Source organism: Pseudomonas sp. FSL R10-2189, from assembly GCF_009600325.1.
Lineage (GTDB): Bacteria > Pseudomonadota > Gammaproteobacteria > Pseudomonadales > Pseudomonadaceae > Aquipseudomonas > Aquipseudomonas helleri.
Window position 1 is genome coordinate 24,952 of sequence record NZ_WIVZ01000024.1, and the last position, 24,797, is coordinate 49,748.

The 24,797-nt window shown below is 56.5% G+C and carries 24 protein-coding genes; 14 read left to right on the forward strand and 10 right to left on the reverse strand.

The features are described 5' to 3' along the window. The first annotated feature begins 145 nt into the window (after positions 1-145). From GHO32_RS17240 to cobM, 3 genes are all read left to right on the forward strand, one after another. Complete coding sequence (locus GHO32_RS17240; RefSeq protein ID WP_048389857.1) at positions 146-517, forward strand: response regulator; 372 nt, start codon at positions 146-148, stop codon at positions 515-517. A 55-nt stretch (positions 518-572) separates the two neighbouring features. After that, the gene (locus GHO32_RS17245) at positions 573-998 is read left to right on the forward strand and encodes a cobalamin biosynthesis protein (protein ID WP_153332786.1); all 426 of its coding nucleotides are present in this window, start codon (positions 573-575) and stop codon (positions 996-998) included. A 63-nt stretch (positions 999-1,061) separates the two neighbouring features. Then, positions 1,062-1,808 carry a precorrin-4 C(11)-methyltransferase gene (gene cobM / locus GHO32_RS17250; RefSeq protein ID WP_153332788.1) on the forward strand — a complete coding sequence of 249 codons (747 nt, stop codon included), beginning with the start codon at positions 1,062-1,064 and terminating at the stop codon, positions 1,806-1,808. Positions 1,809-1,965: 157 nt separating this feature from the next. Here the strand turns inward: cobM and nfuA are convergent, their stop codons facing one another. After that, on the reverse strand, positions 1,966-2,550 hold the full coding sequence (gene nfuA, locus GHO32_RS17255) for a Fe-S biogenesis protein NfuA (protein WP_019409695.1): 585 nt from the start codon (positions 2,548-2,550) through the stop codon (positions 1,966-1,968). 112 nt (positions 2,551-2,662) lie between these two features. Further along, positions 2,663-4,960, reverse strand: a complete 2,298-nt coding sequence (locus tag GHO32_RS17260) for a fatty acid cis/trans isomerase (protein ID WP_153332790.1) — start codon at positions 4,958-4,960, stop codon at positions 2,663-2,665. A gap of 151 nt (positions 4,961-5,111) precedes the next feature. Here GHO32_RS17260 and metH point away from each other — a divergent pair, with 151 nt between their 5' ends. Further along, a complete protein-coding gene (gene metH / locus GHO32_RS17265; protein ID WP_153332792.1) occupies positions 5,112-8,822 on the forward strand; it encodes a methionine synthase in 3,711 nt (1,236 codons plus the stop codon). Between the two features lie 67 nt (positions 8,823-8,889). Here metH and gorA read toward each other — a convergent pair whose 3' ends face one another. Then, on the reverse strand, positions 8,890-10,248 hold the full coding sequence (gene gorA / locus GHO32_RS17270) for a glutathione-disulfide reductase (RefSeq protein WP_153442933.1): 1,359 nt from the start codon (positions 10,246-10,248) through the stop codon (positions 8,890-8,892). 135 nt (positions 10,249-10,383) lie between these two features. Beyond that, positions 10,384-11,223 carry a UTP--glucose-1-phosphate uridylyltransferase GalU gene (gene galU / locus GHO32_RS17275; RefSeq protein WP_048373375.1) on the reverse strand — a complete coding sequence of 280 codons (840 nt, stop codon included), beginning with the start codon at positions 11,221-11,223 and terminating at the stop codon, positions 10,384-10,386. 283 nt (positions 11,224-11,506) lie between these two features. On the opposite strand from galU, the gene GHO32_RS17280 reads away from it, so the two are divergent. Beyond that, a complete protein-coding gene (locus GHO32_RS17280; protein ID WP_123749316.1) occupies positions 11,507-11,692 on the forward strand; it encodes a hypothetical protein in 186 nt (61 codons plus the stop codon). A gap of 38 nt (positions 11,693-11,730) precedes the next feature. Here the strand turns inward: GHO32_RS17280 and GHO32_RS17285 are convergent, their stop codons facing one another. The 3 genes from GHO32_RS17285 to GHO32_RS17295 all read right to left on the reverse strand — a co-directional run bounded on the left by GHO32_RS17285 (position 11,731) and on the right by GHO32_RS17295 (position 13,842). Next, positions 11,731-12,648, reverse strand: coding sequence for a c-type cytochrome (locus tag GHO32_RS17285; RefSeq protein ID WP_371924458.1), 918 nt, complete (start codon positions 12,646-12,648; stop codon positions 11,731-11,733). Between the two features lie 5 nt (positions 12,649-12,653). Then, complete coding sequence (locus GHO32_RS17290; protein ID WP_153332797.1) at positions 12,654-13,304, reverse strand: cytochrome c; 651 nt, start codon at positions 13,302-13,304, stop codon at positions 12,654-12,656. A gap of 184 nt (positions 13,305-13,488) precedes the next feature. Next, the gene (locus tag GHO32_RS17295; protein ID WP_123749319.1) at positions 13,489-13,842 is read right to left on the reverse strand and encodes a hypothetical protein; all 354 of its coding nucleotides are present in this window, start codon (positions 13,840-13,842) and stop codon (positions 13,489-13,491) included. Positions 13,843-14,053: 211 nt separating this feature from the next. Here GHO32_RS17295 and GHO32_RS17300 point away from each other — a divergent pair, with 211 nt between their 5' ends. From GHO32_RS17300 to modC, 6 genes are all read left to right on the forward strand, one after another. Next, complete coding sequence (locus GHO32_RS17300) at positions 14,054-14,356, forward strand: DUF1883 domain-containing protein (RefSeq protein ID WP_048373382.1); 303 nt, start codon at positions 14,054-14,056, stop codon at positions 14,354-14,356. Positions 14,357-14,386: 30 nt separating this feature from the next. Continuing rightward, entirely contained in the window at positions 14,387-14,551 is a 165-nt protein-coding gene (locus tag GHO32_RS17305) for a hypothetical protein (RefSeq protein ID WP_088500292.1), read from the forward strand. Between the two features lie 5 nt (positions 14,552-14,556). Further along, positions 14,557-15,213, forward strand: coding sequence for a DNA oxidative demethylase AlkB (alkB, locus tag GHO32_RS17310; protein WP_153332799.1), 657 nt, complete (start codon positions 14,557-14,559; stop codon positions 15,211-15,213). A 113-nt stretch (positions 15,214-15,326) separates the two neighbouring features. Beyond that, on the forward strand, positions 15,327-16,094 hold the full coding sequence (gene modA / locus GHO32_RS17315; protein WP_153332801.1) for a molybdate ABC transporter substrate-binding protein: 768 nt from the start codon (positions 15,327-15,329) through the stop codon (positions 16,092-16,094). Beyond that, entirely contained in the window at positions 16,095-16,775 is a 681-nt protein-coding gene (gene modB, locus GHO32_RS17320) for a molybdate ABC transporter permease subunit (protein WP_048373386.1), read from the forward strand. A 2-nt stretch (positions 16,776-16,777) separates the two neighbouring features. Then, complete coding sequence (modC, locus tag GHO32_RS17325; RefSeq protein ID WP_153332803.1) at positions 16,778-17,866, forward strand: molybdenum ABC transporter ATP-binding protein; 1,089 nt, start codon at positions 16,778-16,780, stop codon at positions 17,864-17,866. Here modC and GHO32_RS17330 read toward each other — a convergent pair. Continuing rightward, a complete protein-coding gene (locus GHO32_RS17330; protein WP_256665432.1) occupies positions 17,858-19,144 on the reverse strand; it encodes a Wzz/FepE/Etk N-terminal domain-containing protein in 1,287 nt (428 codons plus the stop codon). The two genes, modC and GHO32_RS17330, sit on opposite strands and share 9 nt — an antisense overlap. A 367-nt stretch (positions 19,145-19,511) precedes the next feature. Here GHO32_RS17330 and GHO32_RS17335 point away from each other — a divergent pair, with 367 nt between their 5' ends. Further along, positions 19,512-20,447 (forward strand): LysR family transcriptional regulator, encoded by a 936-nt coding sequence (locus tag GHO32_RS17335; RefSeq protein ID WP_123749324.1) that lies wholly within the window; start codon positions 19,512-19,514, stop codon positions 20,445-20,447. 57 nt (positions 20,448-20,504) lie between these two features. On the opposite strand, the gene GHO32_RS17340 is transcribed toward GHO32_RS17335, so the two are convergent. Both GHO32_RS17340 and GHO32_RS17345 read right to left on the reverse strand, forming a co-directional pair. Continuing rightward, positions 20,505-20,987, reverse strand: coding sequence for a GNAT family N-acetyltransferase (locus GHO32_RS17340; RefSeq protein WP_123749325.1), 483 nt, complete (start codon positions 20,985-20,987; stop codon positions 20,505-20,507). 68 nt (positions 20,988-21,055) lie between these two features. Next, positions 21,056-21,682, reverse strand: coding sequence for a metalloregulator ArsR/SmtB family transcription factor (locus GHO32_RS17345; RefSeq protein WP_218576892.1), 627 nt, complete (start codon positions 21,680-21,682; stop codon positions 21,056-21,058). A gap of 128 nt (positions 21,683-21,810) precedes the next feature. Between GHO32_RS17345 and GHO32_RS17350 the strand changes: the two genes are divergently transcribed. Beyond that, entirely contained in the window at positions 21,811-23,208 is a 1,398-nt protein-coding gene (locus GHO32_RS17350; RefSeq protein ID WP_153332809.1) for an MFS transporter, read from the forward strand. 237 nt (positions 23,209-23,445) lie between these two features. Continuing rightward, the gene (locus GHO32_RS17355; RefSeq protein WP_153332811.1) at positions 23,446-24,609 is read left to right on the forward strand and encodes a GGDEF domain-containing protein; all 1,164 of its coding nucleotides are present in this window, start codon (positions 23,446-23,448) and stop codon (positions 24,607-24,609) included. Positions 24,610-24,797 lie beyond the last annotated feature (188 nt).

Below are 24,797 nucleotides of genomic sequence, written 5' to 3' on the forward strand. Positions count from 1 at the left end.
ATACCGCGAAATAGTTCAGCTTTCTTGCACCTTAGTGGGATTTTTCTTACAAAAAACCGTACTTTGCTGGTGCTCAAGGCTATTCTTACCGGCCAGATGCCAGTGTGAAGGGTCCTGGATTTAAATTTTTATCGAGATCATGAATATGTCCGCAACGCCCTCCACCATTCTTGTAGTCGAAGACGACGCCATTGTTCGTATGCTGATCGTTGACGTGCTTGAAGAGTTGGAGTTCAACGTGCTTGAAGCCGATGGCAGCGAGTGCGCAATGGCGTTTCTTGAAGACAAAGGCCAGCGCATTGACTTGATGATGACCGATGTCGGGCTACCCGGCATGGACGGTCATGCACTGGCTTGCAAAGCCCGTGAACTGTACCAGCAACTACCGATTCTGTTTGCCAGCGGCTACGCCGAGACCCTCACTGTGCCTGAGGGCATGGCCGTCATTGGCAAGCCCTTCTCTATTGATCAGTTGCGCGTCAAGGTAAAGAGCATGTTGGTCCAGACGCAAAGTTGACAGGCTAAACGCACCTCAACAACACTGCGCGCCTCGTTTTGGCTCTGGAACAGTGATGCCGCCTGCCACACACACCGCTTGCGCGATTATTGGCCTGGGATGCCGCCAGGGGTGCACTTGCGAGGATTTATTGGCATTTGTTGAGCAATCTCTCGACAAGGCCGGACTCACATTAAGCGCTGTTCAGGGCATTGCCAGCATCGACCTCAAGCGCGAAGAACCGGGTCTTATCGAACTCTGCAGGCGGCTGAAGCTGCCTTTTAATGTTTTCAGCGCCGATCAGCTTGCACCCTATGCCCCTCAACTCAGCCAGCGTTCCAAGGTTGCTTTCGAGCAAACCGGGTGCTGGGGTGTGGCCGAAAGTGCCGCATTGGCACTGGCCGAACAGCTGGGTGGCGCAGGCGCAACACTGCTTGTGACACGCCAGGCGTCCTCAGTGGCAACCTTTGCATTGGCTTGCTCGGGTCAAATAACGCGATAATCCCCCGCCTCACTATGAGCGTTCTTCACGAACGGCTCTATTTCGACCTTTTCAGAGATTGCCATGACTGTTTACTTCATCGGTGCCGGGCCCGGCGACCCAGAGCTGATTACCGTCAAAGGCCAGCGTTTGATCCATACCTGCCCGGTGATTATTTATGCCGGCTCACTGGTGCCCACGGCCGTACTGGACGGTAATCGCGCCGAGCAGATTATCAACAGCGCTGAACTGCACCTTGAGCAAATCATCGAGCTGATTAAAGGCGCCGACGCCAAAGGTCAGGACGTGGCCCGTGTGCACTCGGGTGATCCGAGCCTGTATGGCGCCATTGGCGAACAAATTCGCTGCCTGCGTGAGTTGGGCATCGCCTTTGAAATCATTCCGGGCGTGACCGCCACCGCAGCGTGCGCGGCCATTCTGGGCGCTGAGCTGACGCTGCCAGACATCTCGCAAACAGTGATCCTGACCCGCTACGCGGAAAAAACCGTAATGCCGCCCGGCGAGGAACTGGCCAGCCTGGCGCAACACGGCGCGACCATGGCGATTCACTTGGGGGTTAAAAACCTTGAATGCATCGTTCGCGAACTCCAGCCGCATTACGGCAGCGACTGCCCGATTGCAGTGATTCACCGCGCCAGCTGGCCGGACCAGGATTGGGTACAAGGCACTCTTGAAGACATTCAGGCCAAGGTAGAAACCAAGGGATTCAGGCGCACTGCATTGATTTTGGTCGGCCGGGTACTGGCCAGTGACAGTTTTGCCGAATCCTCGCTGTACCGGGCCGGGCATGCGCATTTGTATCGACCCTAAGAACCCAAATCGGTAGGAGCGAGCTTGCCTCGCGATCTTTTGATCTTGAAAGATCGCGAGGCAAGCTCGCTCCTACAAATAAAAGGCATAAAAAACGGTGCTCACGGGGCACCGTTTTTTTTATTCACGTCGCAGCGAACACCCTGTTACTGATCACTCAGTAGTAGGCGTTTTCTTTCTGCGAGTGGTCGGTCACGTCACGCACACCCTTAAGCTCGGGCACGCGTTCAAGCAAGGTGCGCTCAATGCCTTCGCGCAGGGTTACGTCTGCCTGACCGCAGCCCTGGCAGCCGCCACCGAACTTGAGCACGGCAATCCCGTCTTCAACCACTTCGATCAAGCTGACCTGACCACCGTGGCTCGCCAAACCGGGGTTGATCTCGGTTTGCAGGTAGTAGTTGATACGCTCGTTGATCGGGCTATCAGCGTTAACCATCGGTACTTTGGCGTTCGGCGCCTTGATGGTCAGTTGGCCACCCATGCGGTCTGTGGCGTAATCCACCACCGCATCTTCGAGGAACGCTTCGCTGAACGAATCGATCCAGGCCGTGAAACTCTTCAGGCCAATGGCAGTATCTTCAGGCTTCACTTCATTGGGCTTGCAGTAGGCTATGCAGGTTTCAGCGTACTGGGTGCCCGGCTGGGTGATAAAGACGCGGATGCCGATACCCGGGGTGTTCTGCTTGGACAGCAGATCAGCCAGGTAATCGTGGGCGGCGTCGGTAATCGTTATGGCGCTCATGGAATCTCCTCGCAGACATGGGGGGCAGTTTACGCCAATCGGCGCGCCTGACAAAGTCCTAGTGTTTTTGTCAGGCAATCTGCCCTCTCTTGTTAAATTATTACCGGCCGCATTACAGGTTTTCGTAGCGATTCATGTCCAAAACACCCGCTTCAACCGGATCGGTCTCATTGATGTACTCGCCGATGTCATGGAAGTACTGCCAAAACTGAGGGTTGCTGCGGCGAACGCCCCAGCGCTCGACGATGGCCTCGAAGCTTTTCTGATCCTTGGATTGCTCCATCGCCTCAACAAACGCCTCTACATCAGCCGCCGGAATGTTGAACATGAAGTTCGGGTAACTGCTGAGCACGCCCGGGAAAATCGTCAGTGTGTCCAACCCCGGTTGCAGGCGATAGGCCTCGCCAAGCATAAAAGCCACGTTGCTGTGGGCACGGTTGCGCAACATGCTGTACATCTCGCGGTCACCGTTGTTGCCTTCAATGCGCAGCATGGTTGCTTCTGGCAATTGATTGATGACGGCCAGCCCTGCTGCCGGACGCGCCGTCAGACGGCTGAGTGATTGCTCGGCGAACTGGAACTCTTGTGCAATATCAGGTCGCGAGCAATAAGCGCCGGTGCAGCGGTTGATCGGATCCGGGTTGGCATTCAAGGTGCCGGCGCGATCAATCAACTTGAGGGCAAAGTCACGTTTGGGGTCAACCGGGTCGAGGACCATCCCGGTCGGCGTGCTGGTGTCGATTTTTTCGTAATCCAGCCACATCTTGATCTTGCCGCTGTTCTGGTACCAGTCACTGAGGATGCTGGCGCGCGAATCTGCCGGCATCAGGCGCAAAAAGTTGGCCTCAGCACCGTTACGGATCAAGTCAAAGTACAACCGCGTCTGAGCCTGATGCGAAACGTTGCCGAACACATCAAAATTGACCGCCAATTGATAGTAGGTGCGCTCGAGCAACGGGAAGTCGAACAACCACAGTGTCTGCGGCACTTCACCGATCAAGCCCTTGGTGACACTGGCGCTGTCAAAGTGCCGGAAGATCGTCAGCAGCGCATTGTCATTGCCCGCCCACAGCGTTGCCCAACTAGGAGGCGGCATATCGGCGTAAGCATCTTGACGCAGCTTTACGTATGCATTGCGCTTGTCACGGAAGCTGTGCCACAGCGAAAGGACACTGCCGACATCATCGTTCTGCCCCGGCATCGCCAGCAAGGGCGTTGCTTCGCCCCGATAGGCGGCATCCGTAATGTAGCGGTCATGGGCTGGCTCCTGGAACAGGGCCCAGAAGTTGTCACGGATCACGTCCGTGGCAATTTGCCCGCGGCACACCGGCCCGCGAATAAAGGTGCGCACAAAATACTCGGCGTTATCGAGCATGAACTGATAACGCGCCACGGCCGGGATCGCTTCAAAGGTTTCAAACGGGTTGGCGCGGCTGCGCGGCCCGTAACCCGGCAGCGAAGCGGCATGCCAGTCGCCGCTGTAGAACAGTTGCTTGACCCGCTCGAGCTTTTGCTTGCCCATCGGGTAAGTGATGTGGGTTTTGTGCACGATCACGCCTTGTACCGGCATCAACCGGTAATAGAACGTGGTGCCCGGATCATCATTTGGACGGCGGGTAGCGATCAGATCAATCGGCTGACCGCTCGGCGTGCGCGAACGCACCCACTGGAAGAAATGCCCAGGCACGCCGTTGTCAAAATACGTATGGGCAAGGAACAAGTGTTCGAACAGCCAGCGCCCGACCAACGCCTCTGTTGAGCCCGGACGATTGAGCAGCGCTTCCCATTCGGCAATCTGCGCGGCTTCGCCTGCGCTGGGTTTGATAGCGTGCTGATCAACCGGTGCACCTTGCTTGAGCCAGGTCTGCACGGTTTGGTATTGCTTGTCGGTGAGGCCGGTTACGGCCAGGGGCATACCTTCCTTGGGGTGCTTTTGTGCGTAGGCATCGAACTCGCCCGGCGCCGGGCAAGAGTTCTCTCGGTTCAGCCCAAGGACGATTTCTTCAGGCAACTTGGCATTGGGCGTCAGTGGCGTGTTATGGCCCAGCTCAAGCATCCGCTCCATCAAGGCCGCTTGCGCTCCTTGCGCATCGAGCACCGAGTAAAAACCTTTGCGGCGCCACTCATCCGGGCCGCTGGCATCGTAGAAAATCCGCGTCGGTGCAACCGGTGTCGTGCGGTCACCTTTATAGACAGGCACTTTGCTGGCGCCACGGGTCGCGCCCTCGGCACTGCCCAGGTTGAGCTGGCAGGCAGCGTCGTTGCACGCATGGCAGGCAACGCATTTTTCGGTAAGGATCGGCTGTATGTCCCGTGTGTAGGATATAGCCGGACTCGCCAGCGGGGCTTGTCCCAGCGCTGTACTACACACCACCAGCGTCACGGCGCCGGTGAGTAGGCGAAAAAACATGTGCCATTGTCCTGATATTGAAATGTCGCGATTCTACCCGTGCTACACGCCTTTCAACATGAGCTGAATTCATGCAAATCTTCCGGCGCTCAAATTAGGCGCAGGTTTGTTATGATTTGCCATCTTTTGCATGGCTCTAACAGGTAGTCCTATGTCTGACCGCAGCGCTCGTATCCAAGCACTTCAGCAAGCCCTCAAAGAGCGCATTCTGATTCTCGATGGCGGCATGGGTACTATGATCCAAAGCTACCGCCTTGAGGAACACGACTATCGTGGCACGCGTTTTGCCGATTGGCCGAGCGACGTCAAAGGCAACAACGACCTTTTGGTCATCACCCGCCCGGATGTCATTGGCTCGATTGAAAAAGCCTACCTGGATGCCGGTGCCGACATTCTCGAAACCAACACCTTTAACGCCACTCAGGTTTCCCAAGCCGACTACGGCATGCAGGCCCTCGCCTACGAGCTAAACGTAGAAGGTGCCCGGCTTGCGCGCAAGGTGGCCGACGCCAAGACCCTCGAAACCCCGGACAAACCGCGTTTCGTTGCGGGCGTGCTCGGCCCGACCAGCCGGACCTGTTCGCTGTCGCCAGACGTCAACAACCCCGGCTACCGCAACGTCACCTTTGATGAACTGGTGGAAAACTACACCGAGGCCACCAAAGGCCTGATCGAAGGCGGCGCCGACCTGATCCTGATCGAGACCATTTTCGACACCTTGAATGCCAAGGCCGCGATCTTCGCCGTGCAAGGCGTGTTCGAAGAGCTGGGCTTTGAGCTACCGATCATGATCTCCGGCACCATTACCGATGCTTCCGGGCGCACGCTGTCGGGCCAGACCACCGAAGCGTTCTGGAACTCTGTGAGCCATGCCAAGCCGATTTCGGTGGGCTTGAACTGCGCACTGGGCGCCAGCGAACTGCGCCCTTACCTCGAAGAGTTGTCGAACAAAGCCGACACCCACGTCTCGGCTCACCCCAACGCGGGTTTGCCAAACGAATTCGGCGAATACGATGAACTGCCGGCACAAACCGCCAAGGTGATTGAAGAGTTCGCTCAAAGCGGCTTTTTGAACATTGTCGGCGGCTGCTGCGGTACCACGCCGGGCCACATCCAGGCCATCGCCAATGCTGTGGCCGGTTACGCGCCGCGCCAGATCCCTGACATCCCGAAGGCTTGCCGCCTGTCGGGCCTTGAGCCGTTCACCATTGATCGCAGTTCGTTGTTCGTCAACGTCGGCGAACGCACCAACATCACCGGCTCTGCGCGCTTTGCCCGCCTGATCCGTGAAGACAACTACACCGAAGCCCTCGAAGTGGCCCTGCAACAAGTTGAAGCCGGTGCGCAGATCATCGACATCAACATGGACGAAGGCATGCTGGATTCGAAGAAGGCGATGATCACCTTCCTCAACCTGATTGCCGGCGAGCCGGATATCTCCCGCGTGCCGATCATGATCGACTCCTCCAAGTGGGACGTGATTGAAGCGGGCCTCAAGTGCATTCAGGGCAAAGGCATCGTCAACTCGATCAGCATGAAAGAAGGCGTCGAGCAGTTCATCCACCACGCCAAACTGTGCAAGCGCTACGGCGCGGCCGTGGTGGTGATGGCGTTTGACGAAGCGGGCCAGGCTGACACCGAAGCACGCAAAAAAGAGATCTGCAAACGTTCCTACGACATTCTGGTCAATGAAGTCGGCTTCCCGCCGCAAGACATCATCTTCGACCCGAACATCTTCGCCGTGGCCACCGGTATTGAAGAGCACAACAACTATGCGGTGGACTTCATCAACGCCTGCGCCTACATCCGCGATGAACTGCCGTATGCCCTGACCTCGGGCGGCGTGTCCAACGTGTCGTTCTCGTTCCGTGGCAACAACCCGGTGCGTGAGGCGATCCACTCGGTGTTCCTGCTGTACGCCATTCGCAGCGGCCTGACCATGGGTATCGTTAACGCCGGGCAACTGGAGATCTACGACCAGATCCCGGTTGAACTGCGCGATGCCGTCGAAGATGTGGTGCTCAACCGCACCCCGGAGGCCACGGACAACCTGTTGGCGATTGCCGACAAGTACAAGGGCGATGGCAGCGTCAAAGAGGCCGAGACCGAAGAATGGCGCAGCTGGGACGTCAACAAGCGTCTGGAGCACGCACTGGTCAAGGGCATCACCACGCACATCGTCGAAGACACCGAAGAATCGCGCCTGTCCTTCAGCCGCCCGATTGAAGTGATTGAAGGCCCGCTGATGTCGGGCATGAACATCGTCGGCGACCTGTTTGGCGCGGGCAAAATGTTCCTGCCACAGGTGGTGAAGTCTGCCCGCGTGATGAAACAGGCTGTGGCCCACCTGATTCCGTTTATCGAACTGGAAAAAGGCGACAAGCCAGAAGCCAAGGGCAAGATCCTCATGGCCACGGTGAAAGGCGATGTGCATGACATCGGCAAGAACATCGTGGGTGTGGTGCTGGGTTGTAACGGCTACGACATCGTTGACTTGGGCGTTATGGTGCCTGCGGAAAAAATCCTGCAAGTGGCCAAGGAACAGAAATGCGACATCATCGGCTTGTCCGGCCTTATTACTCCGTCGCTGGATGAGATGGTACACGTCGCCCGTGAAATGCAGCGTCAGGACTTCCATCTGCCACTGATGATCGGCGGCGCCACAACCTCCAAGGCGCACACCGCAGTCAAGATCGAACCCAAGTATCAAAATGATGCCGTGGTTTACGTCACCGACGCCTCACGGGCCGTGGGCGTGGCTACCCAGCTGCTGTCCAAGGAACTCAAGGCCGGTTTTGTCGAGAAAACCCGCGAAGAATACGTTGAGGTGCGCGAACGCACGGCAAACCGCAGCGCCCGCACCGAACGCTTGAGCTATGCCGCATCGATCACCAAGAAGCCGCAGTTCGACTGGGCCACCTACCAGCCGGTGAAACCGACATTTACGGGCGCCAAGGTGCTGGACAATATCGACCTCAAGGTGCTGGCTGAATACATTGACTGGACGCCGTTCTTTATTTCCTGGGACCTGGCCGGCAAGTTCCCGCGCATCCTCGACGACGAAGTAGTCGGCGAAGCGGCAAGAGCGTTGTATGCCGACGCGCAAGAGATGCTGAAAAAGCTGATTGATGAAAAGCTGATCAGTGCGCGGGCGGTCTTTGGTTTCTGGCCTGCCAACCAGGTTAACGATGACGATCTGGAGCTCTACGGTGACGACGGCAAGCCTTTGGCCAAGCTGCATCACCTGCGCCAACAAATCATCAAGACCGATGGCAAACCGAACTTCTCGCTGGCCGACTTTGTCGCGCCTAAAGACAGCGGCGTGACCGACTACGTGGGAGGCTTTATCACCACCGCGGGCATCGGTGCCGAAGAAGTGGCCAAGGCCTATCAGGATGCAGGCGACGACTACAACTCGATCATGGTCAAGGCCCTGGCCGACCGTTTGGCCGAGGCTTGCGCCGAGTGGCTGCACCAACAAGTGCGGACAAATTACTGGGGCTATGCCAAGGATGAGCACCTGGACAACGAGGCCTTGATCAAAGAGCAGTACAGCGGCATCCGCCCTGCTCCCGGCTACCCGGCGTGCCCGGACCACACTGAAAAAGCGACGTTGTTCGCCTTGCTGGACCCTGAAGCGCAAGAAATGCGTGCTGGCCAGAGCGGCGTGTTCCTGACCGAGCACTACGCAATGTTCCCGGCAGCAGCGGTGAGCGGCTGGTACTTCGCGCACCCGCAGGCGCAGTACTTTGCTGTAGGTAAAGTCGACAAGGACCAGATCGACAGCTACACCGCGCGTAAAGGTCAGGACTTGAATGTGACCGAGCGCTGGCTGGCGCCTAACCTCGGCTACGACAACTAAGTGACAGACCTTCTGTAGCCGCTGCCGCAGGCTGCGGCAGCGGCAGCGGCAGCGGCTACAGGGTTGCTTACCGTTTAACCGGCGTACGCATGGTGACGAATTCTTCAGCCGCCGTCGGGTGGACGCCGATGGTTTCGTCAAAATGCTGTTTGGTTGCACCGGCTTTCAAGGCAATCGCCAATCCCTGCACGATCTCCCCCGCCTCCGGGCCTACCATGTGGCAGCCCAGCACTTTTTCGGTGTCGACATCGACCACCAGTTTCATCAACGTACGTTCCTGACACTCGGTCAGGGTCAGTTTCATTGGGCGGAAGCTGCTCTCGAAGATCTGCACCTTGTGCCCGTCTTCGATGGCCTGTTCTTCACTCAACCCCACCGTGCCGATGTTCGGCAAGCTGAACACCGCCGTCGGGATCATGCGGTAGTCCACGGGGCGATACTGCTCAGGCTTGAACAGACGACGCGCAACCGCCATGCCTTCGGCCAGGGCCACTGGCGTGAGTTGCACACGGCCAATTACGTCACCAATCGCCAGAATCGACGGCTCGGTGCTTTGGTACAGATCATCGACTTGCACAAAGCCGCGCTTGTCGAGTTTGACCCCGGTATTTTCCAGCCCGAGGTTGTCGAGCATCGGGCGCCGCCCCGTCGCATAGAACACGCAATCGGCTTCCAGCTCACGGCCGTCTTTAAGGGTGGCCTTGAGGCTGCCATCTGCCTGTTTGTCGATGCGCGCGATGTCCGCGTTGAACTGCACGTCCATGCCGCGTTTGGTCAGCTCTTCACGCAGGTGTTTGCGCACGGCACCGTCAAAGCCACGCAGGAACATGTCACCGCGGTACAACAAAGACGTCTGGGCACCCAAGCCGTGGAAGATCCCGGCGAATTCCACGGCGATGTAGCCGCCACCCACCACCAGCACGCGCTTGGGCAGTTCTTTGAGGAAGAACGCTTCATTGGAGCTGATTGCCAGCTCATGCCCCGGGATCTCCGGGATTTGCGGCCAGCCGCCCGTTGCGATCAGGATATGTTTGGCCGTGTGGCGCTGGCCATTGACTTCAACTTCGTTGGGCCCGGTCAGTTTGGCGTGGCCTTCAATCAGGGTGACGCCACTGTTGACCAGCAGGTTGCGGTAAATACCGTTGAGGCGGTGAATTTCGCGATCTTTGTTGGCGATCAGGGTCGCCCAGTCAAAATTCGCTTCACTCAGGCTCCAGCCAAAGCCGGACGCTTGCTCGAAGTCTTCGGCGAAGTGTGCACCGTAGACCAGCAGCTTTTTCGGCACGCAGCCCACGTTCACGCAGGTACCACCCAGATAACGGCTTTCTGCTACCGCCACCTTAGCCCCAAAACCCGCAGCAAAGCGCGCAGCACGCACACCACCGGAACCCGCACCAATTACAAACAAATCAAATTCGTAGGCCATTTCTCTCTCCTAGGCAGGCCACCAGCATAATCGCTCCAGCGCGATTGACCAGCGTCGAGGGTTTACGCGAGGCAAATAAACGACAAAGCCACCCGAAGGTGGCTTTGTCTTGCAACGTTCTACAGGCCGGCTCTGTTAGTAAGCCTTGCCGGTTTTGTAGAAGTTTTCGAAGCAGAAGTTGGTTGCTTCGATGTAGCCTTCAGCACCACCGCAGTCGAAACGCTTGCCTTTGAATTTGTAGGCAATCACGCAACCGTTTTGCGCCTGTTTCATCAGGGCGTCGGTGATCTGGATCTCGCCACCTTTACCCGGCTCGGTCTGTTTGATCAGGTCGAAGATGTCCGGGGTCAGGATGTAGCGGCCGATGATGGCCAGGTTCGATGGGGCGTCTTCCGGTGCCGGTTTTTCAACCATGTTACGCACGCGGTACAGGTCATCACCAATCAGGTCGCCAGCGATTACGCCGTACTTGTTGGTTTCTTGCGGGTCAACTTCCTGGATCGCGATGATGGTGCAACGGTACTGGTTGTACAGTTTGACCATCTGCGTCAGTACGCCGTCGCCTTCCAGGTTTACGCACAGGTCATCTGCCAGTACCACGGCAAACGGCTCGTCGCCGATCAGCGGGCGGCCAGTCAGAATGGCGTGGCCCAGGCCTTTCATTTCGGTTTGACGGGTGTACGAGAACGAACACTGATCCAGCAAGCGACGGATGCCTACCAGGTATTTTTCTTTGTCAGTGCCCTTGATCTGGTTTTCCAGCTCATAGCTGATGTCGAAGTGGTCTTCCAGTGCGCGTTTGCCACGTCCTGTGACGATAGAAATTTCATTCAAGCCAGCGTCCAGTGCTTCTTCAACCCCGTACTGGATCAGTGGCTTGTTCACCACCGGCAGCATTTCTTTTGGCATGGCCTTGGTCGCTGGCAAAAAGCGAGTGCCGTAACCGGCTGCTGGGAACAAGCATTTCTTGATCATATGAGTCCTTAAAAGGGCTGTACGTTCGAATTTTGGCGCAGTCTAATCAGGCGGCATCGACGTTACAATGCCCCGAATAGCAAACTGATGCCAACCTAGATGAATTTTTAGCCAACAAGTTCATTAATTACTTATTTTTCAACTACTCATCGACTGAGTGAAGCGGTTAACACGTTGGCATCTGCTACAGGCAGATTGCGGCCAAACGCCATATCACGAGGCCAACGTCCTCGATTGGCGGTATTATTGCCGCCGTTTTCGATTCTTAAAGGTCTCAGCTTCGATGTCAGCCACAAAAAGCGTCAACGGTTACCTGATAAAAAATGTCAGTTCAAAAGAATGGTGGATGATCGCTCCATCAGGTGAACCCGTCGCGGGCCCATTCCCCTCGGAAAAAGCCGCGATCGAGGTTGCCGAAGTCTTTGAAGACCTCGCCGGGCCAGCGCCACGAGGCCGCAGCAAGGATTGAGCATAGACGCTTCTGCCGCCTGAGGGCGGCAGCCTTGTTTACTGGGTACCGACACCTATCAACACGCCATTAATGGTCTGCCCGTAAGCATTCACACCATCATTAGCGTGGTACTTAAGGCGGGTTTTCTCGACCGAGCCTTCAACCAGACGCGGATCCTGCGGCCGCTCATGGGTATTGATGTAGGCAGCCACATCCCACGCTTGTTCATCGCTCAAACTGTTGGCCTTGCCCAGTGGCATGTTGTGTTTGATAAATGAGGCGGCGGTGTTGATCCGGTGCATACCGGCCCCCCAGTTGTAAGACTCCTTGCCCCACAGCGGCGGCATCACGTAATCAGCGCCAACCTTCTGCCCCTGGCCATTATCGCCATGACAGAGCGCACACTGGTCCTTGTAGACCGCAGCCCCGCGTGCCAGATCGTAGCCCCCGGCGGGCTGCGCGACATCCGGATAACCACGCCCCGGCAACTCGACACCCACCGGGGCTTTGGTCGATAACCAGTAGGCATACACCGACAATGCGGTGATTTCACGACTGTCGGCCGCTGGGGGCGTGCCGCCATTCATGCTGAACTGAAAACAGCCCTGCAGGCGCTCGGCAAAGGTGTTGACCTTGTCGTTCTTCTTTCGATAGGCCGGGTACATCGGGTAAGCGCCCCATAGCGGCGCAGAGTTGGCCATGCGGCCCTGATCCAGGTGACAGTTGGTACAGTTCAAGCCATTACCCACGAACTGCGGAGCTTGACGCTTGGTATCGACAAACAGGGCATAACCGTCTTTAACCATTTTTCCGTAAGCGTTATCCGGCAGTTCGCTTTCCAGCGGCGGCTGGAAGTACTCCGGGCCGTGGCCACTCACCGGTGGGGTTTTGATCTGGCTCTGATCGTCCATGGCGATCGTCGTGGCCAGGGCGACAGGGCTTAACAGCATCGACAGTGCGCAAGCAGGCATCATGCGTTTCATGGCGTGACCTCCTTGTGGCCTACGGTTGAGAAATACTCGGCCACGGCTTTGACTTCGTCTTCACTCATGGCCTTGGCGATATGGCCCATCAAGTCGTTGGGGTCATTCTGGCGCGAGCCATCGCGCCAGGCATTCAACTGCGCCACCAGGTACATCGCAGGCTGATTGGCCAGTGGCGGGAAAGCACTGCCCACCCCTGCCCCGCCCGACCCATGACAACTCACGCACTCAGGGATTTGCCTATTCCAGGCGCCACGCAATGCCAGTGTTTCCCCCACGCCTTCAGGCATGCTGCTGCGGTTGATCGGCGGGACCGGCGGCACCGGCATAGCAGCAATTGCCTGGGTGACCGAAGCAATTTCATCGTCAGTCAAGGCCTTGGCCAGCGGCTGCATCACGGGACTGACCCGTTTGCCACTCTGGAAGTCGTGCAACTGTTTGCTCAGGTAGTCAGCAGAAATACCGGCTAATCGCGGAAAACCTGCAGGTGCCAGCCCCATACCATCTGCGCCGTGGCAAGCCACACACGCCAGGGCGCCGGGCTGTGCCCCGCCCTGCAGATAAATGTTGGCAGAAGTTTGCGCCTGTACGCTGTTGAGCGTGAGCAGCACCATGGCGCCCAACAGCGTTCGGTTAAGTGGAATCATGACCCACTCCATTATTGTTATAAGTTTAGGCCTAAAAAATATAAGCCTTATGGAGCGTAGGGGAATTCCTACGGAGTCACAACTAACCGGCAAAAGAACCCGGCAAACAGGCATAAAAAAACCTGACGCTGCCTTGAGCCGCTGTCAGGTTTTACGAGGAACGCGGGCCGTTCAGGTGCCTGCGTTATTCTCCAGAAATACAATGCGTGGCTGACTGACGGATGTCCCCCGGGCGAACCGGCACATTGGACATGCTTTCATAGAGCTTGATGCTGCTGCCGCCTGAACGCTCTTCGATATCAATGACCGCCGTTGGATTGGAGGTCAGCTTTTGCGGCACGATAACCCTCAGCCCATCTTTGTGCGGCTCGATCTGTGGGTCGTTTCGAGTTTTGGACAACTGTTGCACCAGGCATTGGGCATAGGCATCCGGTTTTTTGCCTGAAATAACATTCAGAGTAGGAATCGTGTGCTCGATATCCGTCACTGAAGCACAGCCACCCAACGCCAGCATCGCCACCAAAACGCCCCACTTCATACAATTCCTCCGTTAAAGACCCTAAGACAGTAAATCTTTAACTTTGCTCCCTGATGTCAGGGAATAAGTTTTCAACAGTGGCCAATTATCTGCCTTTTACGTCAGACTCGCCTGAACCACGGCATAATAAGCGCCTTTAGACCCAAGCTTGGACTAAAGCACGTGCTATCGTGCTGATTTTTTTGGCAAAAGCCCCCTTTTTGGAGCCCACATGAAGTTCATTCACCAGCGCGAGCACCTTAACGAAGACGACATTGTCGTTATCGAGTGTTCCCAGCCCTGTAATATCCGCCTGATGAGCGATGCACACTTTCGCAGTTTCAAGAATGGCGGGCGCCACTCTTATCACGGCGGCGCTTTCAAAGACTTCCCGGCTCGCATCACCGCGCCAAGCACCGGTTTCTGGAACATTACTATCGATACGGTAACCACCCGTGCCATCAGCGTGACCCGCAAGCCTTCGTTCAAGCCTACGATCAAGATCGTACGTCGCTCAACCTCCAAGCTGCGCTAAGCCTGACACCTCTAATAGACAGGAAATACTGTGGACACCGTTAAATACGTCATCAAGTACAAGCTCAGCGACGAACGCCGCTTTGACTTTGCCCAGCTCAAAACTGGCAGCGAAGAAGAAGCACGCGAAGCGCTGAAAAAGCTCCACGGTGATACCGAGGTATTTACCGACATCAAGGTCAGCAAGGCGCTCTAAGCCTGATGACGTTCGACCTGTTTGGCGAAGACGACCTGCAGCAGCCCGCCCGGATTGAACACATCGGGGCTCAGGCGTTTGTACTTCGCGGGTTCGCCCTGCCGTGGGTCGAGGCACTGTTAAGCGCTCTTGAGGGCGTGTTGCAGCAATCGCCCTTCAGGCACATGCAAACCCCCGGCGGTTTTACCATGTCGGCCCGTTTGAGCAGTTGCGGTGATTTGGGCTGGACCTCGGACAGCCACGGCTACCGCTACAGCCCTGTTGACCCCGTCAGCGCGACAGCCTGGCCGCTGATGCCAGAGGCCTTTTTCGACATCGCCGCTGGCGCTGCGAGCGCGGCTGGTTTTGCAGGTTTTGTACCTGATGCTGGGCTGATTAATACCTATAGTCCCGGCGCAAAAATGTCCCTGCATCAGGACAAAAACGAACGTTCTTACGATGCCCCTATCGTCTCGATTTCTCTGGGCCTGCCTGCGATCTTCCAATTTGGCGGTTTTCAGCGCAGTGACCCGGCGCAGCGGATCTCTCTGTTCCATGGCGATGTGGTGGTGTGGGGCGGCGTTGATCGCTTGCGTTTCCATGGCGTACTGCCGATAAAACCGGGCAACCATCCAGAGTTGGGCGAGCAGCGCATCAATATCACCCTGCGCAAGGCAGGCTGAGGCATAGCACAGGGCTATATATTTTTTTATATACCGTCTATCTTCCTCTAGCCTGCCCAAAACCGACCCAACAATCCGGGCAGCTCACGCTTCTAAAGGAATGGAGTTACGCCATGAATCTTCGCGCTCGACACTTTGCCCCCTCCGCGCTTGCGGCACTGATTGGATGTTTCGCGTTTACTTCAGCGCAGGCCGATGACGTTCAGGTAGCCGTCGCGGCCAACTTCACCGCGCCGATTCAGGCCATCGCCAAAGACTTTGAAAAAGACACCGGGCACAAAGTGATCGCTGCTTATGGCGCCACAGGCCAGTTCTACACCCAGATCAAAAATGGCGCCCCGTTTGAAGTCTTCCTGGCAGCCGATGACAGCACGCCAGAAAAACTCGAAAAAGAAGGCGATATCGTCCCAGGCTCACGCTTCACCTACGCCATCGGCACGCTGGCGCTGTGGTCAGCCAAAGACGGCTACATCAACGGCACTGACGAAGTGCTGAAGCAAAACCAGTTCAAACACCTGTCTATCGCCAACCCTAAAGCAGCCCCTTACGGCCTCGCGGCCACACAAGTGCTGGCAAAATTGGGACTGACTGACGCAGTCAAAGGCAAGATTGTTGAAGGCCAGAACATCACCCAGGCCTATCAATTCGTCTCGACGGGCAACGCCGAATTGGGTTTTGTCGCCCTGTCGCAGATCTATAAAGATGGCAAAGTCAGTGAAGGTTCCGCCTGGCTGGTGCCAGAAGCCTTGCACGACCCGATCAAACAGGACGCGGTGATCCTGAAGAAGGGTGAGAACAACCCCGCTGCCAAAGCCCTGACTGAATACCTGAAAGGCCCTAAAGCAGCGGCCATTATCAAATCCTACGGTTATCAGCTGTAAATGCCGCTCTCGAGTGCTGACTTTGCGGCCATCTGGCTGACCCTGAAGCTGGCGTCACTGACCACGGTCATTCTGCTACTGGTCGGCACTCCGATCGCCCTGTGGCTCGCGCATACCCGCTCACGGCTGCGCGGCCCGATTGGCGCTATCGTGGCCTTGCCGCTGGTGTTGCCGCCCACCGTCATCGGTTTTTATCTGTTGCTGGCGATGGGCCCGCATGGCTATGTCGGGCAGCTCACCCAGGCCATGGGGCTAGGAACGCTGACCTTCAGTTTTGCCGGGCTGGTGATCGGCTCAGTGATTTATTCAATGCCCTTTGTCGTTCAGCCTTTGCAGAACGCATTCACTGCCATCGGTCCCAGACCACTGGAAGTTGCCGCCACGTTGCGGGCCAATCCTTGGGATTGTTTTTTTACCGTGGTGCTACCGCTCGCACGCCCCGGTTTTATCACTGCGGCGATTCTGGGCTTTGCTCATACGGTCGGCGAATTTGGTGTGGTGCTGATGATTGGCGGCAATATCCCGGAAAAAACCCGCGTGGTTTCCGTGCAAATCTACGACCACGTTGAAGCACTGGAATATGCCCAGGCGCACTGGTTGGCAGGCGCCATGGTGGTGTTTTCATTTCTGGTGCTGTTGGCGCTGTACTCAAGTCGTAAATCTCAAAGCACCTGGAGTTGAACATGAGTTCGCATATCAATGTTCGGCTGCAGCTCAGCTATTCCGGCTTTTCGCTGGACCTGGACGTGCAGTTGCCCGGTAAAGGGGTGACGGCTTTGTTTGGTCACTCGGGGTCTGGCAAAACCACCAGCCTGCGCTGTATCGCGGGTCTGGAGCGTGCTGAACACGCCTTCGTGCAGATCAATGATGAAGTCTGGCAAGACAGCCACAACAAGCTGTTTGTCCCGGTTCATAAGCGTTCATTGGGGTATATCTTTCAAGAGGCCAGCCTGTTCCCGCACCTCTCGGTGCGCGCCAACCTTGAATTCGGCCTGCGCCGTATCCCGCGCCAGGCACGCCGGGTAGAACTGGCCCACGCGGCTGACTTGCTCGGCATCACTCATCTGCTGGAACGTGCCCCCAATCACTTGTCGGGTGGCGAGCGTCAGCGGGTCGGTATTGCCCGCGCCCTGTTGACCAGTCCCAAACTGTTGCTGATGGACGAGCCGCTCGCCGCACTCGACAGCCAGCGCAAGGCCGAGATCTTGCCCTACCTTGAGCGCCTGCATGCCGAACTGGATATACCGGTGCTGTATGTGAGCCACTCGCAGGACGAAGTCGCGCGTCTGGCTGACCACATTGTGCTTCTGAGCGAAGGCAAAGCTCTGGCCAGCGGGCCTATCGGTGAGATTCTGGCCAGGCTTGATCTACCGCTGTCTCAAGGTGATGACGCAGGCGTAGTGATCGAAGGAACGGTGTGTGCTTACGATGCGCAGTATCAATTGCTGACCCTGCAACTGCCAAACAGTACTCAATGCTTGCGCGTTGCCCATGCGCCACTGGGGGTAGGTCAGGCATTACGGGTAAAGGTGCAAGCCCGCGACATCAGCCTGAGCCTCAATCGCAGTGAACACAGCAGTATCCTCAATAGCCTGCAAGCCACTGTCATCAGCGAAACAGCGGCAGACAATCAAGCCCATGTGCTGGTGCGTGTGGACATCGACGGCAGCGCCCTGCTGGCCCGTATTACCCGCTATTCACGTGACCAGCTTGACCTGCAGCCAGGGCAAAGCATCTGGCTGCAGATCAAATCTGTTGCGGTTTTAGCTTGACTGCTTGAGCTCTTCACGGCGGCGGACATTGAAGTAACGCACCGTGGTAATACCCAAGCCCAACAAACCACCGAGGAATAAGCCCAGTAAAATGGTCAGGGCTTTTTTCGGTTTGAGTGCGCTGACAGGCGTCTGAGCCTTACGATCGATACTGACCAGGCCCAAGGTGCTCATGTCGGTATTCAAGTTGCCCAGGCGGACGATCTCTGCACGCAAAGGCTCGATATTTTTAAGGTAAACATCTTCATTGGCGCGCTTGCCGAGCAGTTCAACCTCGCGATTGACCTCCAGCAATTTCAGCTTTTTGTCAATCTCCAGAACCCTTCGATCTGTAAAGTCATCGGAAGTCCGCTTGAGCAACACCGCGCGTTCAGCTTGCAGGGCTTGAGTACCCAAAAAGTACAGCGGCGTATCCTGGGAGGTGATGTCCGTGCGAATCACCCGTGACCCGCCGGCAGCACTCTCGCCCATGGCATAAGGCGTGGTCGGGCGGGAAATACCCAACGTAGTGGCAATGCTAATGGCTTCATTTAGCTGATCAATACGCGCTTCACGCACGGCCTTGAGTTGCAGGCGCAGGGCCTGTAGCTCGTCCTTCAAGGTAGCGCGCTTTAACTCATCGTCTTCTTCAAGCGTGGCAATCTTGGCTTCTTTGTCTGACTGGTAGCCCAATCGCGCGGCGCTGATCTTTTCTCTCAGCTCTTTCTGACGGTTATTAATAATAGTCTTGAGATCAGAAGTGATTTGCGCACGCTGAATATCGATTGCGTAGGCAACAAACCCATTGATGATATCGACGCCCAATACTGACTTGGGATAGGTCAGCTCAAGCTTGATGGACGGGCTCAAGGCATCAGCGTTTTTGACACCGACTTGAGTCAGGTTGATCGAGTCCCGGTTAAAAATCTCAAAGCTTTGTTCAAACGTCATGCCCTCTTTTTCCAGCGGCTTGAACAAATCCTGATGGCTGCGGAAGAAGCTCAGGCGCGTTTCATAGGAATCCAGTGCCGCACCGACTTTCAATAGCGCTTCATTCGGTGGGAGCTTGTAGACCTCTGAACGGTTCAAGGCATCCAGTTCATTAATCTCGGCTGGGCGCAGCACAGTGCTTGCCTGATAAATCGGCTGCACCACCAAGACGTAACCCAGTGCAATGGCGCCAGCGATTGCTGAAGTAGTCGCAATAAACTTCTTTTGCTGCCAAAAAAAAGAGAACAGGTCGACCAGGTCAATTTCGGAGCTGGAGGCTTTAGGCCGCGGATGTTCGGTGTTTTTCAAAAATAGGCGCCTTGTGAGTAGTACATCTAGGTCCGCTGGCCTCTTCGAACGAGGCATGAAAGAGCTGACCAAAACAGGGTAAACGTCTGACAGATACTTGTACGAAAAGATCCCAATCCATAAGAATCAAGCACATACGATGACAAAATCAAGTAACTCGAAACCACGGACTGCGTACTTTTAGTAGCGATGGCTCATAGCTTTTTGTTTTATAAGCAATTTTTTTACGTCAAAAAAAGAATATTCCTACAGTACACAACGATTTGTCATCTAAAACCTGTGAACACACCAACACGGTATCTTTCAGCGCTCTGTGTAATGATTGCCATCACCAAAAAGCACGCCTACGTGTGGGGTTACAAGAAGCATGGATATTTTTCAGGCGATGCGAGTGTTCGTTCGCGTAGTCGAGACAGGCAGTTTTACCGCAGCGGCTCAGGCGCTGGGCTATTCAACCGCGCAAACCTCTCGTTTGCTGTCTGAACTGGAATCTTCACTACAAGCACGTTTGTTGCAGCGCAGCACCCGTCGCCTGGCCCTGACCGAAGTCGGCATGCGCTATCTGGAACGTTGTCGGCTGATTCTCGGAGAAATTGAAGACGCCAATGCTGAAGCCGGAGGGGCGCACCTGATACCTCGTGGCCATTTGCGCGTGCAATCCACCACGGGCATCGGGATTCAGTTGCTGGCCCCCTTGGTCGCCAGGTACGCCGAGCTGTACCCGCAGGTGAATGTCGACTTGACCCTGTCGCAACGCCAGCCCGATCTGTTTGAGGAAGGCCACGACGTGGTCATTACCTTGTCAGCTCAGTTGCCCGATTCCGAGTTGGTGGGCCAGGAGTTGGGGCGCATTTACAGCGTGCTCAGTGCAGCCCCTTCCTACCTGGAAAAACAGGGTATCCCGCAAACCCCGGAACAACTGAGCGAGCATCGCTGCCTGCACCTTGTCGACCCTTTGTTCACCGACAGCTGGACGTTCCGTGATGAACAGGGTGAGCGTTCGATTCGTCCGGGTGAAGTGTTTCGGGTCAACGTTGCCGAGGCCATGGCCAAAGCTGCCGAAGCGGGGCTGGGTGTCTGTCTGATGCCGGACTACGTGAGCGTGGCGTCCTACCTCAGCGGCTCATTGGTTCGCCTGCTGCCGCATTACCGCCTGCATGAAAAAAGCATCTATGCGCTCTACCCTTCGCGCCGCTTTCTGGATGCGAAAGTTAAAACGTGGGTCGAATTCTTGAAAAAAGAAATCCCGAAGATGCTGCAAGAACACCAGGCCATCGTCGATGACCCGGCGCATTGGGCTTGAGCCCCCTTCACATTAACGCCGGAACCACCGCTGCGCAGGCTCGTCAGGGATTTACGGTTATCCACGTTGCTGACTGGCCGCCAGCAAGTTTTTTTCAAAGTAGACGCGGTCAAAACCAGCTTCTGAGCGACGTCCGACTTCTACGTACCCTAGCCGCGGGTAGATTGCCAAATTGGCGGTCATTTTGGCATTGGTATACAGGCTCACGCTGCCAAGCCCTTGGCTTAACGCCGTCGCTTCGCAAAATTGCACCAGCGCCTTGCCGATCCCCTTACCCTGCCCCGCTGTTGAAACCGCAACGTTTTCAAGAAACATGTGCTGATCAACGGAAAAGAACACTATGAATCCTTGAAAATCGCCTTGTCCATTCACGCAAACATGCACCTGCCTCTCTGCAATCTGCGCGGCAAAATCAGCCAACATCGGCGCAGGTTTGCGTCCTATGGTAGCCACATATTGCGAATAGGCCTGTTCGGCACAGGCGCGAATTGCAGCTTCGTCGCTGGCAAGCGCTGGTCGGATGAGTTGGGGTGGGGTCATGGCAAATCCTTCAAATTGATTAAACCAAATCAGTTAAAAGCACCCACGTTACCTGTGCCGAGTGTCTTTCATACAATGCGATAAGCACAACGCCTGGCACCCAACTGGATGTGCTCCACGCGCTCGACTTTCGCCTGTAGCACCTGCTCGAACACCTGCAATTCTGCCCGGCAAAACCCTTGGCATGCGGTGGCGGCCGCGCAGATCGGGCAGTGGTTTTCAACCAATATCAGGGCGCCATCCGGTTGCTCGCTACATTGGGCCATGTAGCCTTCACGGCTGCGTAACTGTGCCAGTCGCTCTACCCGCGCTTTAAGGCCCACCACACCTTGCATTTCGCGCTCATACAGCGCCTGGGTCTGCCGCTCACGTACATCGATCAAACGCTCAATCGCGTCTTCACCAAAGGTTTCGCGCACGGTCTGCAACAGCTGCACCGTCAGTTCTGAATGCGTATCCGGAAAACGCGCATGCCCCGCTGCGGTCAAGTGCCAGACCTGAGTCGGGCGCCCGACACCGCGCACCTCTGCCTTGGCCTCTGCCAAACCGCTGGCCGCCAGCTTGACCAATTGTTGTCGTGCCGCCTCCCCGGTGGTGCCCAAATACTCGCCCGCATCACTGGCCAGTTGTGGCCCGCGTGTTTTGAGCAGATGTAAAAGGCGATCCGCCGGAGATGACGACGCCGAATATTCCAAGTCATTTCTTGACAAAATAAAGAGCCCCACAGCAATATTCAAAGCAATTGCTTGGCAAATTAACCCAACCCTACGTTTCATGCAATTCGCCGAGCGTTCACAGGCAGTCGCCGTACAAGGAAACATCCATGCAAGCCCAAGACAGCAGTTGGGGAGAATTACTCCTCGGCAAGAACGCCACCCGCTCCATCGCCCTCTCGGGGGGCATTGCGCTTTATGCCACCAACACTTATATCGCCACGACGATTTTGCCCTCGGTGGTCGCCGAAATCGGCGGGTTGGAACTCTATGCCTGGAGCACCACGCTGTACGTGGTGGCGTCTATCCTGGGCTCTGCACTGACGTCCAAATTGCTCCAGCACACCGGCCCGCGCCTGGCGTATACCCTCGCCACCTTGATATTTATGGTCGGCGTGCTGATCTGCGCATTGGCGCCGAGCATGCCGGTGATGCTCGCGGGGCGCTTGATTCAAGGACTGGGCGGTGGCGTGCTGCTGGCCTTGTGTTACTCGATGATTCAACTGGTGTTTGAAGAGCGTCTGTGGCCGCGGGCCATGGCACTGGTGTCGGGTATGTGGGGTGTCGCGACCTTGGTCGGGCCTGCGGTGGGGGGTGTATTTGCCGAAATGGATGCCTGGCGCATGGCCTTTGGCGTGATGGTTCCGGTGAGTCTTGCCTATATCGCCTTGACTCACCGCGCCTTGCCGCCCCGCGACAGTGAAGCCGTTGCGTCTACGCGCCTGCCGGTTGTGCAATTGGTGCTGTTGGCTGCTGCCGTGCTGGCGGTGTGTGCAGGCAGTGTCTCGTCGCTGCCAAGCTGGAACGTGCTGGGTATTGCCGTCTGCGCGGTGCTGGTGTTCATGCTGATCCGCTACGAATCCAACGCCTCGGTTCGCCTGCTGCCTAAAGACGCATTCAGGTTCAGTACCCCGCTGTGCGCGCTATACGCGACCACTTGCCTGCTGGTGATCGGGATGAGCAGCGAGATTTTCATGCCGTATTTTCTGCAACACTTGCATGGTCAGTCGCCGTTGGCTGCCGGCTACATGACAGCGTTGATGGCGGCGGGCTGGACCGTCTCGGAAATCCTCAGCTCCGGCTGGACAGGTAGAGGCCCACAGCGCGCCATCCTTGCGGGGCCAATGTTTATCGTGATTGGCCTGGTAATGCTGGCAATCACCACGCCCATGGCGAGCCTCGGTGAATGGATGCAACTGGCGCCAATCTGCCTCGGGCTGTTCCTGGTGGGATTTGGTATCGGCCTGGGCTGGCCGCACCTGCTGACGCGTATCTTGCAGGTGGCGTCGGAACAAGACAAAGACACCGCTGCTGCCTCGATCACCACATTGCAATTATTCGCCATGGCCATGGGCGCAGCATTGGCCGGGGTGATTTCCAACGTAGCGGGCATTAATGACGCGACGGGCAATACCGGCATCGCCAATGCGGCACTGTGGTTGTTCGGACTGTTTACCGTGGCACCAGTGTTGGCGCTGGTTATGGCTCGGCGGGCTGTGCGCAGTTAACGGATGAGCAAAAGATCGTTCAGATCGGCAGGAGGGCCCTGCACAGATAGCATTGTTTTGTGGGAGCGGGCTTGCTCGCGATGGGGTCGACAAGGTGTCACAGATACACCGAATTGCCTGCATCGCGAGCAAGCCCGCTCCTACAGGGGGATGAAGTGCGTCCAGCAGTCTGCGAAAAGTCACTAAATACGCATACAATTGCCAGCACCTCCGCACTTAAGGCAAGCCGGTCAATTCATGGCGCTCGACCCTCTCACGTTATTGACCCTGACCATCGCGCTGGCCGCTGCCGCCGCACTCTATCTGGCCATTGAATGGCGCAGCGTGCGCGAATCCTCGCTGCTGTTGTGGAGTGCAGGTTTTGCCACCATCGCCATAGGCTCATCCCTGGCGCTGTTACGCAGTATCGGACTGCTGCTCATCGGTATCTGGTTCGCCAACGGCTTGCTGGTGGTGGCCCACTGGTTGTTTCTGCTGGGTGTTGCGCGCTTCACACAAGTGCGTTTGTCGCGCAGTTGGTACCTTATTTTTGCGATCTGGCCCGTACTGCTGCTCATCCCGAATGAACCGTCATGGTCCAGGGTCATGTTGCTGGTCAATTCGCTGTTGGTCGCGCTCCTGGCACTCAAGGCCAGCTGGTTGTTGCGCCCCCACGGCAAGTCGTTGAGCGTGGGGGCCGTGCAGTTACGTTATGTACTGCTGATTCACGGGGTGTTTTATCTCATCAAAGCGCTGATCGCAGTGCTTCCGGGCGAGTTTATTGACCTGGCCGCGTTTCGCGGCGAGATCATTCAGATCTCGTTGGTAGAAGGCGCAATGGCAATCATGCTGATCGCCTTGTCGATGACCGGAACAGAACGCTACCGGCGCGAAAAACAGATCGCCCGCCTCGCCGCCCGCGATCCATTGACCGCCCTGTACAACCGCCGCGCCCTCGAAATGCGCGCGCCGCCTTTGCTGAACGGTGTCTCAGCCGAACGACCTGGGGCATTGCTGCTGATCGACATCGACAACTTCAAACTGATCAACGACCTGTTTGGCCATACGGCAGGCGACCGGCTATTGATCTCCCTGAGCGAAATGATTCGTGCGGTACTGCCCAAAGACGCACTGGCAGCCCGGTTGGGCGGCGATGAATTTTTGATCCTGTTGAGCAACGCCTCAAGCGAGCGCATTGAAGCGCTGGCCAGCGCCCTGCGCGAGCCGTTTTACCTCGCCACTTCACAAACCTTCGCCACCCCACAAGCGGTCACCCTGAGTATCGGCGCCGAACTCTTCGACCGCCCTCCTGCCAGCCTCACCCAGTTGATCGAACTGGGCGACGCCGCGCTTTACGCCTCCAAACGCGGGGGGCGTAACAGTTTGCGTTTGGTGGACAGGGCCTTGGCTAATCAATTGTGAATAAACAACCTGAATACTGGCCTATACTCTCGAGACTTTACGTTTCGAATTGACGCTGACTTCAGATTTTCCGAGTAGAAGATATCACTGGCGAGGAAGTCTGAAGCCAAGTGCTTGGCAATGATTTGCGAAAAGCCCTGACCCTTAAAATCATTCACCAAATGGTAAATATCCAACACTGTTCTTCC

Bases quoted from the DNA above. Each gene is read 5' to 3' on its own strand.
- GHO32_RS17240 (WP_048389857.1), top strand. From the start codon at position 146: ATGTCCGCAACGCCCTCCACCATTCTTGTAGTCGAAGACGACGCCATT.
- GHO32_RS17245 (WP_153332786.1), top strand. From the start codon at position 573: ATGCCGCCTGCCACACACACCGCTTGCGCGATTATTGGCCTGGGATGC.
- cobM (WP_153332788.1), top strand. From the start codon at position 1,062: ATGACTGTTTACTTCATCGGTGCCGGGCCCGGCGACCCAGAGCTGATT.
- nfuA (WP_019409695.1), bottom strand. From the start codon at position 2,550: ATGAGCGCCATAACGATTACCGACGCCGCCCACGATTACCTGGCTGAT.
- GHO32_RS17260 (WP_153332790.1), bottom strand. From the start codon at position 4,960: ATGTTTTTTCGCCTACTCACCGGCGCCGTGACGCTGGTGGTGTGTAGT.
- metH (WP_153332792.1), top strand. From the start codon at position 5,112: ATGTCTGACCGCAGCGCTCGTATCCAAGCACTTCAGCAAGCCCTCAAA.
- gorA (WP_153442933.1), bottom strand. From the start codon at position 10,248: ATGGCCTACGAATTTGATTTGTTTGTAATTGGTGCGGGTTCCGGTGGT.
- galU (WP_048373375.1), bottom strand. From the start codon at position 11,223: ATGATCAAGAAATGCTTGTTCCCAGCAGCCGGTTACGGCACTCGCTTT.
- GHO32_RS17280 (WP_123749316.1), top strand. From the start codon at position 11,507: ATGTCAGCCACAAAAAGCGTCAACGGTTACCTGATAAAAAATGTCAGT.
- GHO32_RS17285 (WP_371924458.1), bottom strand. From the start codon at position 12,648: ATGATGCCTGCTTGCGCACTGTCGATGCTGTTAAGCCCTGTCGCCCTG.
- GHO32_RS17290 (WP_153332797.1), bottom strand. From the start codon at position 13,304: ATGATTCCACTTAACCGAACGCTGTTGGGCGCCATGGTGCTGCTCACG.
- GHO32_RS17295 (WP_123749319.1), bottom strand. From the start codon at position 13,842: ATGAAGTGGGGCGTTTTGGTGGCGATGCTGGCGTTGGGTGGCTGTGCT.
- GHO32_RS17300 (WP_048373382.1), top strand. From the start codon at position 14,054: ATGAAGTTCATTCACCAGCGCGAGCACCTTAACGAAGACGACATTGTC.
- alkB (WP_153332799.1), top strand. From the start codon at position 14,557: ATGACGTTCGACCTGTTTGGCGAAGACGACCTGCAGCAGCCCGCCCGG.
- modA (WP_153332801.1), top strand. From the start codon at position 15,327: ATGAATCTTCGCGCTCGACACTTTGCCCCCTCCGCGCTTGCGGCACTG.
- modB (WP_048373386.1), top strand. From the start codon at position 16,095: ATGCCGCTCTCGAGTGCTGACTTTGCGGCCATCTGGCTGACCCTGAAG.
- modC (WP_153332803.1), top strand. From the start codon at position 16,778: ATGAGTTCGCATATCAATGTTCGGCTGCAGCTCAGCTATTCCGGCTTT.
- GHO32_RS17335 (WP_123749324.1), top strand. From the start codon at position 19,512: ATGGATATTTTTCAGGCGATGCGAGTGTTCGTTCGCGTAGTCGAGACA.
- GHO32_RS17340 (WP_123749325.1), bottom strand. From the start codon at position 20,987: ATGACCCCACCCCAACTCATCCGACCAGCGCTTGCCAGCGACGAAGCT.
- GHO32_RS17350 (WP_153332809.1), top strand. From the start codon at position 21,811: ATGCAAGCCCAAGACAGCAGTTGGGGAGAATTACTCCTCGGCAAGAAC.
- GHO32_RS17355 (WP_153332811.1), top strand. From the start codon at position 23,446: ATGGCGCTCGACCCTCTCACGTTATTGACCCTGACCATCGCGCTGGCC.